Genomic DNA, 8,137 nt, shown 5'->3' with positions numbered 1-8,137 from the left:
GACATCCGATCGGGTCGCGATCTTCGTCGGCGACGATGAGTTTCCGCGGGCGGCCCCGTCTTGAATGGTGAGTCCGAGCGACGAAGGAGACCCCCATGCCCACCCGTGAACCCATCCCCGCCGGCGCACCGTCCTGGGCCGACCTGGCCAGCTCCGACCGGGACGCTGCCGCCCGGTTCTACGGCCGGGTCTTCCGCTGGGAGGCCGAGGAGCCCAACGCCGAGCACGGCGGCTACGTCAACTTCCACCGCGGCGGGGCCCGGTTGGCCGGCCTGATGGCGGCCATGCCCGACGGCCCGGCCAACCTGTGGTCCGCGTACTTCGCCAGCCCGGACACCGAGAAGACCCTCGAGATAGTGACGGCCGAGGGTGGCCAGGTCGTCGTGCCGGCCATGCCGGTGGGTGAGCTCGGGGTCATGGGCGTCGCAGTCGATCCGGCCGGTCACCCCGTCGGGTTCTGGCAGCCGGGCACCCACCGCGGTTTCGGGCTCCGGACCGAGGACGGAGCCGTGTCCTGGTTCGAGTTGCACACCCGCGAGTACCGCCGGTCCCTCGACTTCTACGCCGCCGTCACCGGGCCGAGGTGGCCACCGCCGCCGACGAGGAGTTCTTCCGGTACAGCACGCTGATGATCGACGGGAACGCGGTGGCGGGGATCATGGACGCCTCCAACCAGCCCGCCGACCACCACACCGGCTGGGACGTCTACTTCTGGGCCGAGGACGCCGACGCCACCCTCGGGCGGGTAACCGCCGCCGGCGGTCAGGTCCTGCGCCCGGCGGAGGACACCCCCTACGGGCGTCTGGCCGAGGCCGCCGACCCCATGGGCGCCCGCTTCAAGGTCATGGCGGCCGACGACCAGATGCCGGCCAACTGAGCCGCCCCGCGGCCCGGTGCGGTAGGACCGTCCCGCCGCACCGCGCCTCTGGGCCACCCGTCAGCCCCGGCTGGGAATTCACTCCGGCCTAAGGTGCGACGGTTGAAGGTCACCCCGGCAGCGGCGGCGCGGATCCTCGCCGAGCGGGACCCCGTCATCGCCGGGCTGATCGAGGCCACCGGTCCGCCCCGCTTCCGCCCGCCCGCCGACTCGCACTTCGCCAGCCTGGTGCGCGCCGTCGTGTACCAGCAGCTGGCCGGTCGGGCCGCCGCGGCCATCCATGGCCGCCTGGTGGCCGCCCTGGACGGAGCGGTCGAGCCCGATCGGATCCTGGCCCTTGCCCCCGAGGACCTGCGGGGGGCGAGCCTGTCGGCCAACAAGGCGGCCTCGGTGTGCGACCTGGCGGCCAAGGTCCTCGACGGCACGGTCGTGCTTTCGCCCCGCGGCCTGGCGCGGGAGAACGACGACGAGATCGTGGCCCGCCTGTCGACCGTGCGGGGCATCGGGCGCTGGACGGCGGAGATGTTCCTGATGTTCCAGCTGCGCCGGCCCGACGTGTGGCCGACCGGGGACCTGGGCGTCCGGCGAGGCTACGGCCTGGCGTGGAAGGTGCCGATGCCGGCGCCCAAGGTGCTCGAGGCCCTCGGTGAGCCCTTTCGTCCCCATCGCTCGGTCGCGGCCTGGTACTGCTGGCGCGCCACCGAGCTCTACGGCGGCGCCGAGGAGAGTGCCGTTACCAACTAGGCGCGACCGCCTCGGCGCCGGTCCCCCCGGCCCGGACCGGCCGTAGCATGGGGTGATCAACGCCCTGCGCCCGTCCCGGCCCGCGACCGTCGGCACTGTCCTGGCCGCCTTCTCCGCCGGCCTGCTGCCGCTCGCGGTGGCGGTGGCGTGGATCCCGCTGCGCCGCTCGCTTCCGAACACCGACGTGGCCCTCGTCCTCGTGGCGACCATCGCCCCGGTGGCGCGGCTCGGGGGCCACGTCGCAACGGGGTTCGGCTCCGTATCGGCGGCGCTCAGCTTCGGGTACTTCCACACCGAGCCCTACGGGCACTGGCAGATCGCTCATGCGCGCGACGTCGAGACGACCGTCCTGATCGTCCTCGTCGGTGTGTTCGTCGGGGAGCTGACCCTCCGGGTCTTCCACCACCGCGCCGCCGCCGCCCGCGGCTCCGCCGACCTGGCCGTTCTGGCCGAGACGGCCGAGTTGATGGCGGTCGGGGATGACCCCGGACTGGTGCTGGGCGCGGTGGCGGGGGAGCTGGTCCGGCTCCTCGACCTGGCCGACTGCGAGTTCTCCGCCGAGCCCCCCTCCCGGTCCTGCCCGTGGGTGGGTCGCGACGGCATCCTGTCGACCGCCGCCGCGCCGGGAGCCGCCGGCGGGGCGCCCGGACTCGACCTTCCCGTCTGGGTGCAGGGCCAGGTCCTCGGCCACTACCGCATGACCCTGCGTCCGGGTGCCGCTCCCGCCCCCGACCGCCTGGCCCTGGCGGTGAGCCTGGCCGACCAGGCCGGCGCCGCCCTGGCCGTGGCGCCACCCGACCCGCCCTGGTATCCGGGCGCCGAGCGCCATCTCCGCCTCGTCGGCCCGGCGCCCGATCCCGGGCCTCGGACCCCCGCCGTCCGTCGCTCCGGAGGGAGCGTCCTCGGCATCCGGGTCCGTCCTGGGCCGCGCCGGGACCGGGCCGGTTGAGCCCGCCGGGGCGCCGGGGCGTGTTTACTTGGCCGCGGTGGCCCACGGCGAAGACGCGCTCCAGCCCGACCCCGACAGCCTGAACCCCGCCGGGGGGACAGCCACCCCTTCCGCCCCCTTCCCTCCTGGCCCCTCGGCCGTCGCCGAGCCCGACCTCCCCGAGAGCCTCTCCTACCGGCTCAAGCGGTCCCTCCTCGGCCCGCCCCTCGTCTCCGAGCAGCTCTCGGGCCAGCGGCTGGGGAAGCCGACGGCGCTGGCGGTGCTGTCCTCCGACGTCATGTCGTCCTCGGCCTACGCCACCGAGCAGATCCTCTACATCCTCGTGCCGATCGTCGGCCTGGCCGCCTTCAAGCTGGTCACGCCGATCACGCTGGTGATCCTGGCCGTGCTCGGCTTCGTGACCCTGTGCTACCGGGACGTGGTGCGCAACTACCCGAAGGCGGGCGGGTCCTACGTGGTGAGCCGGGAGAACTTCGGGCCGGGCGTGGCCCAGATCGCCGGCGCCGCCCTGCTCATCTCCTACACGATCACGGTGTCGGTGTCGGTGTCGGCCGGCACCGCCGCCATCGTCTCCGCCGTGCCCAGCCTGCGCTGGGCCACCGTTCCCCTCTCGGTCTTTTTCGTGTTGCTCCTCGCCTACGGGAACCTGCGCGGCATCCGGGAGGCGGGCAAGGCCTTTGCCGTCCCCACCTACTTCTTCATCGCCAACATGGCGGTGCTGATCGTGTTCGGCCTGGGCCGCTGGGCGGCGGGCTCGCTGTCCGCCCACCCCATCCACCAGGCCGGGGCGCTGCCCGCCGGGCACCAGGGCAGCGGCCTGTTGCTGGGGGCGTCGCTGTTCTACGTGCTGCGCGCCTTCGCCAACGGTGGCTCCGCCATGACCGGCACCGAGGCCATCTCCAACGGGGTGAGCATCTTCCGGGACCCGCAGCCCGAGAACGCCCGCACCACCCTGGTGATGATGAGCATGATCCTCGGGGCCATGTTCCTGGGGGTGTCCCTCCTGGCGGGGGCCACCCACGCCGTCCCGTTCGCCGACGGGACGCCGACCGTGGTCTCGCAGATCGGCCGGTTCGTCTACGGAACCGGACCGGGCGGGTCGTTCGGCTACGGCTGCCTCCAGGCCGCCACCGCCCTGATCCTCATCCTGGCCGCCAACACCAGCTTCACCGGCTTCCCGTTCCTCGTGAGCTTCGTGGCCGAGGACGCCTTCCTGCCCCGCCAGCTGACCCGGCGCGGCCACCGGCTGGTGTTCTCCAACGGGATCATCCTCCTGACGGTGGCCGCCATCGCCCTGGTGCTGGCCACCGGGGCCAAGGTCGCCTCGCTCATCCCGATGTACGCCATCGGGGTGTTCACCGGGTTCACCATGGCCGGCTTCGGCATGGTCCGCCACCACTCTCGGAGCCGCGAGCCGGGCTGGCAGCGCGGCGTGTTCGTGAACGCCGTGGCCGGCGTCGTCTGCCTGCTCGTCGATCTCATCTTCGCCATCACCGAGTTCACGCGCGGGGCGTGGGTGGTCGTGGTCCTCATGCCCGTGCTCGTCTACGGGCTCATCCGGCTCAACCGCCGCTACCGGGAGGAGGCAGGGGTGCTGCAGGAGGGGGCGGTGATCGCCGCCGAGGCCCCGGCCCTGCGCCGCCACGTGGTCCTGGTCATGGTGGACAGCCTCGACATGGCCGCCGCCCGCGCCATCCAGTACGCCCGGGCCCTCAACCCCGACGAGCTGCGCGCCATCCACTTCGTCGTCGACACCGCCCACGCCCAGGCCCTGGCCCGGCAGTGGACCCGCCTCGGCCTCGAGCGCCTGCCGCTCGAGCTGGTGAACTGCCCCGACCGGCGCATCACGCGCGCCGCTCTCAAGCTGGCGGCGGAGTCGGCCGCCGACGGCCAGACCGAGGTCAGCATGCTGATGCCCCGCCGCTCCTACCGGGGCGTGTGGGGCCGGCTCCTCCACGACCAGACCGCCGACCGCATCGTCGATGCCGTCAGCCAGCTGCCCCACGTGAACGCGACCATCGTGCCGTTCCACCTCACCGGCCCGGTGGCGGACTGGATCCACCGCCAGGTCCCGTCGCGCGCCGCGGCGCGCGCCCGGCCCACCACGGCATCCGCCGCCCCGCGGGCCCGGGCGTTCGTGCACCCCGGCGCCGCCGCCATCGCCGAGGTGCGGCCCCGGACCCGCGCCGCGGTGGCTGGCACCATCGAGACCGTGCGGGTCCAGCCCTTCGGGGGCGTGCCCAGCCTGGAGTGCACGATCGACGACGGGACGGCCCGGCTGATCATCGCCTTCCTCGGCCGGCGCCAGGTGCCCGGCATCCAGGTGGGGACCCGCATCAGCGCCGAGGGAATGGTCGGGACCCACCGCGGCCAGCTGGCCCTGCTCAATCCCCTCTACGAGATCCTGGCCGTTCCCGAGACCGCCTGAGCCCACCGCCCGGCGGCGGCCTACCATCGCGGCCATGACCACCACCGAGCAGCTGTGGACCGAGTCCTACCAGGGAGAGGTGCTCGGGGAGACCCTGTTCCGGCTCCTGGCCGAGCGTCAGCAGGATCCCGAGCACCGCCGCCAGCTCGAGGTGCTCACCCTCCTCGAGCGCTCCACCAAGGAGCTGGCCGAGCCCCTCCTCGACCAGAAGGGCTACGACCGCGGCGACACCGCCGCCACCGTGGCCCAGGCCACCGAGGTGGCCGCCTCGGTGGCCGATCTGGCCTGGGAGCAGTTCCTCGGGTCGTTCGAGGCGGTGACCAAGGAGTTCCTGGCCAAGTACCGCCGGATCCTCGAGCTCACCGCCGACGAGTCCGAGCGCCAGGTGGCCGAGGCCTACGTGGCCCACGAGCAGGCGCTGTGCGCCTTTGCCCGCCGCGCCCTCGGGCAGGAGGCGGGGGAGCCCCTCGCCGAGATCCTCGCTCTTCCTCACGTGGCGGCTGCCGCTTCCGCCTCCGCCTAGCGCCGGCCGACCCCGGCCCTACGCTGCCGGCATGCCGAGCATCGACGGGGTCAACCACATCACGCTCACCGTCACCGACGTCGAGCGCAGCCGGCAGTGGTACGAGTCGGTGCTCGGCTTCCGCGCCCTCAACGTCCTCGAGATCGGGGACTACCGCATGGTCGTGCTGGGGGACCCGCGCAGCGGGACGGTGATAGCCCTGAACCGGGCCGGGGCCGAGGGAGAGACGTTCGACGAGACCCGGGCCGGCCTCGACCACGTCAGCTTCGCGGTGCGCGACACCGACGAGCTGCGGAGCTGGCGCGCCCACCTCGAGCAGCTCGGCGTCCCGCACTCGCCGATGGCCGAGGACCCCTTCGGGCTCGTGCTCGTGTTCCGGGACCCGGACAACATCCAGCTGGAGCTGTTTGCCCCCTTCCGGCCGGGGGCCACGACCGGGGGAGCGGTGCTCGAGCCGCCTCCCGATCGCTGAACGGCTACTTCATCACCAGCACGCCCCGGATGTTCTTGCCGTCGCGCATGTCCTGGTAGCCGTCGTTGATCCCGTCGAGGCTGTAGGTGCGGGTGATCAGCTCGTCCAGCTTGAGCTGGCCGGACTGGTAGAGGGCCAGCAGGTTGGGGATGTCGAAGCGGGGGTTCCCGGCGCCGAAGATCACGCCTTTCACCTCCTTCTGCCACATGGCCAGCTCGAACAGGTTGATGTCGGCCTGGGTCTGGGTCATGGGGGCTATGGCGGTCACCACGGTCGTCCCGCCCTTCCCGGTCAGCGACAGCGCCTGGCCGAGCAGGTCCCCGTAGAGCACGCCCGGGGTGAGGATGACGGCGTCGGCCATCTGGCCGAAGGTGAGCTCCTGGACCAGCGGCATGGCGTCGGCCATCGAGGCGGCGCTGTGGGTGGCGCCGAGGGTCTGCGCCGTCTCCCGCTTCAGCTCGACGGGGTCGACGGCAATGATGTTGCGCGCCCCGGCGATGCGCGCCCCCTGCACGGCGTTCATGCCGACCCCCCCGGTGCCGACGACCACGACCGTCTCCCCGGGCTGGACCTCGGCCCGGTGCACGGCCGACCCGAACCCGGTCGTCACCCCGCAGGACACCAGCGCCACCGCCGTCATCGGCAGGTCGGGCGCCACCTTGATGGCCGACATCTCGTTGATCACGCTGTGCTCGGCAAAGGTGCCGAGCTTCGCCAGGATCGACACGGGCTGGTCACCGATGTGGTGGCGGTCGGTGCCGTCGCTGATCTGGCCCCGCCCGAACGTGCCGGCACCGAGGTCGCACAGGTTGGTGCGGCCGGTCACGCAGTAGCGGCACCGTCCGCACGCCGGGAAGAAGCTGGCGGCGATGTGGTCCCCGACCTGGAGGGACTTCACCTCCGGTCCGACCTCCAGGACGATGCCCGCTCCCTCGTGGCCCCCGATGATCGGGAAGCTCTCCGGTAGCCCCGCCGCCTTGCGAATCTCCTCGGGAACGACCATGTCCCCGGTGACGAGGTGCTCGTCGGAGTGGCACAGGCCGGCCGCCTCCCACTTCACGAGCACCTCTCCCGCCTCGGGCGGGTCGAGCTCGATCTCCTCCACCTTCCAGTCCTGGTGCAGCCCCCACAGCACCGCGGCCCGAGTCTTCATGTCTCCCCCTGTGCGGCTGGTCCGGCGTGGCGGCCCGAGTCTGGCAGACCCCTTCCCGCTCCGCTCGGGCCGTCCGCTCTCCGTCGGTGACCGGCCGGCGCGGAACCCTCCCGCCCCTTCGCCCGTCTTCGTGGTGTGCTTATGGCTCCGGACAGGAGGAGACCGGCGGTGCGTGATGGCTCGGGAGCCGAGACGCTGTGGGCCGACTCCGTCGTCACTCTGTACCGGGCCCGGTACCTGCCCATGGTCCGGCTCGCCTTCCTCCTGACCGGCTCCAACGAGCTGGCCGAGGAGATCGTCCAGGACGCGTTCATCCGGCTGCGCGACCGCGCCGGCGTGGCCGACCTCCCCTCGTATCTCCGGGCCACCGTCGTCAACGCCTGCCGGGACCACCACCGCCGCGCCGGTGCCCAGACCCGGGCCCTGGTGCGCCTGGCTGCGGTCGACGCCACCGTCGACGCCGTGGACGAGCTCCACGACGCCCTGGCCCGGCTGCCGGACCGCCAGCGGGCGGTGATCGTGCTGCGCTACTACGAGGGTCTCTCCGAGGCCGAGATCGCCGCCCTGCTCGGGTGCCGGGCCGGAACGGTGAAATCGCTGGCCCACCGCGGCCTGGCGGCGTTGCGCGGGGTGGTCGAGCGATGAGGTGGCGGCGCCTCGGCGCGCCCGGCCCGGATACCGAGGCCCGGCTGCGGACCGGGCTGGAGGCGCTGGCGGGACGGGCGGTCGCCTCCCCCGATTCGCTCGAGCGGATCCTGGCCGGGGACTCCGAGACGGCGCCGGTGCCGGCGTCGGCAACCGGTCGGGCCCGGCGTCGCGTTCCGGTGGGGGTGGGAGCCGGCGTAGCTGCGGTGGCGGTGGCCGCCGTCGTGTTGAGCCTGGCCCTGTCCCCGCCGGCCCACCGGGCGCAGGTGGTCAGCTCGGCCCCCCCGGTGCGGGCGCTCACCCCGGTCGCGTGGGTGGCCGGCGGGAACCTCCACGTTGCCATGCC

General features: G+C 73.1%; 10 protein-coding genes. 9 read left to right on the top strand and 1 reads right to left on the bottom strand.

All coding sequences use genetic code 11. The annotated features are described in order from the left end of the window. The first annotated feature begins 95 nt into the window (after positions 1–95). The 7 genes from VFW24_13670 (at position 96) to VFW24_13640 (ending at position 5,993) form a co-directional block, all read left to right on the top strand. Entirely contained in the window at positions 96–629 is a 534-nt protein-coding gene (locus VFW24_13670; protein HEX5267812.1) for a VOC family protein, read from the top strand. Beyond that, positions 584–877: a VOC family protein gene (locus tag VFW24_13665; GenBank protein HEX5267811.1), complete on the top strand. Its 294-nt coding sequence runs from the start codon at positions 584–586 to the stop codon at positions 875–877. The genes VFW24_13670 and VFW24_13665 overlap by 46 nt, the downstream gene beginning before the upstream one ends. A 102-nt stretch (positions 878–979) precedes the next feature. Further along, positions 980–1,621 carry a hypothetical protein gene (locus VFW24_13660; protein HEX5267810.1) on the top strand — a complete coding sequence of 214 codons (642 nt, stop codon included), beginning with the start codon at positions 980–982 and terminating at the stop codon, positions 1,619–1,621. A 52-nt stretch (positions 1,622–1,673) separates the two neighbouring features. Next, a complete protein-coding gene (locus VFW24_13655; protein ID HEX5267809.1) occupies positions 1,674–2,570 on the top strand; it encodes a DUF4118 domain-containing protein in 897 nt (298 codons plus the stop codon). A 37-nt stretch (positions 2,571–2,607) separates the two neighbouring features. Further along, entirely contained in the window at positions 2,608–4,998 is a 2,391-nt protein-coding gene (locus tag VFW24_13650; protein ID HEX5267808.1) for an amino acid permease, read from the top strand. Between the two features lie 34 nt (positions 4,999–5,032). Beyond that, positions 5,033–5,521 (top strand): hypothetical protein, encoded by a 489-nt coding sequence (locus VFW24_13645; protein ID HEX5267807.1) that lies wholly within the window; start codon positions 5,033–5,035, stop codon positions 5,519–5,521. Positions 5,522–5,552: 31 nt separating this feature from the next. Beyond that, positions 5,553–5,993 (top strand): VOC family protein, encoded by a 441-nt coding sequence (locus VFW24_13640; GenBank protein HEX5267806.1) that lies wholly within the window; start codon positions 5,553–5,555, stop codon positions 5,991–5,993. 4 nt (positions 5,994–5,997) lie between these two features. On the opposite strand, the gene VFW24_13635 is transcribed toward VFW24_13640, so the two are convergent. Further along, positions 5,998–7,146, bottom strand: coding sequence for an NDMA-dependent alcohol dehydrogenase (locus VFW24_13635; protein ID HEX5267805.1), 1,149 nt, complete (start codon positions 7,144–7,146; stop codon positions 5,998–6,000). 168 nt (positions 7,147–7,314) lie between these two features. Here VFW24_13635 and VFW24_13630 point away from each other — a divergent pair, with 168 nt between their 5' ends. Together VFW24_13630 and VFW24_13625 are read left to right on the top strand one after the other, a co-directional pair. After that, on the top strand, positions 7,315–7,791 hold the full coding sequence (locus VFW24_13630; protein HEX5267804.1) for a sigma-70 family RNA polymerase sigma factor: 477 nt from the start codon (positions 7,315–7,317) through the stop codon (positions 7,789–7,791). Then, positions 7,788–8,137: hypothetical protein (locus tag VFW24_13625; GenBank protein HEX5267803.1), on the top strand; the 350-nt coding region annotated here is incomplete at its 3' end. The genes VFW24_13630 and VFW24_13625, both read left to right, overlap by 4 nt.

The organism is Acidimicrobiales bacterium (assembly GCA_036273495.1).
GTDB lineage: Bacteria > Actinomycetota > Acidimicrobiia > Acidimicrobiales > JAJPHE01 > DASSEU01.
This window is presented reverse-complemented; position numbering and strand designations above follow the sequence as displayed.

Coding starts and splice junctions, on each gene's coding strand:
- VFW24_13640 (HEX5267806.1), top strand. CDS start 5,553: ATGCCGAGCATCGACGGGGTCAACCACATCACGCTCACCGTCACCGAC.
- VFW24_13635 (HEX5267805.1), bottom strand. CDS start 7,146: ATGAAGACTCGGGCCGCGGTGCTGTGGGGGCTGCACCAGGACTGGAAG.
- VFW24_13645 (HEX5267807.1), top strand. CDS start 5,033: ATGACCACCACCGAGCAGCTGTGGACCGAGTCCTACCAGGGAGAGGTG.
- VFW24_13670 (HEX5267812.1), top strand. CDS start 96: ATGCCCACCCGTGAACCCATCCCCGCCGGCGCACCGTCCTGGGCCGAC.